We start from the raw sequence: 1166 nt of genomic DNA on the forward strand, positions 1-1166 counted from the left end.
ATTCACATAACAAGCAATTCAAGTGGATTCTCAACGCGTGACAGTTTTACTATGCGTTAGGTAAAGTGTTTTACGGTGCAATGCAGCGACTTGGTCAGTGCGTTGTTCACCACTTAATTGGGCGTTAACTGTATTGGGAGAATATAGTGGGGAGTTTGGATTCTTGGGCGATCAAATTAGAGAAAATAGGTTGGTTTATACCTCCTTATGTGAACATGCAGCAACTAGATCAGGTTCTCTCGGGGCTAGATGAGCATGGTCATATTCAACAAGACAAATTAGGGTATTTATTAGCATCTATATACCCAGTAGAAACGATATGCGCTGTGTTCATAGAAAAATATGCGAATACACCGTTTGTGAAAGACTACTTGAACATTATCGATAATGGTATCGAGTGTCACTTTTTAGGTTTAAATTATTCATCTGTGGGTACTCTCATTCCCGTAATAGAGGGCGTGGCTCGTAAGTTAGCTGGTCATAGAGGCGTTGAACATGCACATATTAAAAAGACAATTCAAAACCTGTGTGCTAGTTGCAAGTACCAAGTGGTTACTAATAAACTTGGCGCCTACGAAGAAGTTGAGTCGATGATTGATTCTTTTGAAAAATTCGTTACCGAGAAACTTTATTCGAATTCCAAAAACTACCCCCATGAAGATAATACAAACCGAAATGGTATTGCTCATGGTGCATACAGTGATTTAGATTTTGGTAACCCTGTAAGTTTTTATAAGGTCTTATCCCTTATAAATTTTCTATCGTTTTTAAGTGCGATTGATGCTGGCTTATCTTGGTTCCCGCCGACAGGAAATGAAGATAGTTATAAAAAGTCTGTGTACTTAGTTACCTGTCAAAAATTTTCAGTATTGCGCTCGTCATACAGTTAACAAGGCGTTCAAGACGGACTCCCAACGCCTTGCATTTTCAGTTTTGGTCGGCTTCAGCGTGTAAGGTGGCAAGGTTTTAGGGAAGGTGGTCGCGTTGCTCGCCACTTAACGCGGCGTTAAATTACAAGGAAAGTTTCGTGGAAATAAAAGAAGTAAGTACAACATCAGGTTTAGTCGAACAGCTAAATTCGTTACTAACTGATTGTATAGAAAGTGGAGCCTCTGTAGGCTTCTTAACACCAGTCGATGAACAAGAAGTAAAGTTGTATTGGTCAT

General features: G+C 39.5%; 1 protein-coding gene and 1 pseudogene. Both read left to right on the forward strand.

The window, feature by feature from the left end; all coding sequences use genetic code 11:
• The first annotated feature begins 146 nt into the window (after positions 1-146).
• The gene (locus AACW06_RS19625) at positions 147-890 is read left to right on the forward strand and encodes a hypothetical protein (protein WP_192076339.1); all 744 of its coding nucleotides are present in this window, start codon (positions 147-149) and stop codon (positions 888-890) included.
• Positions 891-1027: 137 nt separating this feature from the next.
• Positions 1028-1166, forward strand: a pseudogene (locus AACW06_RS19630) (GNAT family N-acetyltransferase); the annotation flags it as partial.

Origin of the sequence: Vibrio sp. S12_S33 (genome assembly GCF_963889785.1) — a bacterium.
Lineage (GTDB): Bacteria > Pseudomonadota > Gammaproteobacteria > Enterobacterales > Vibrionaceae > Vibrio > Vibrio aestuarianus.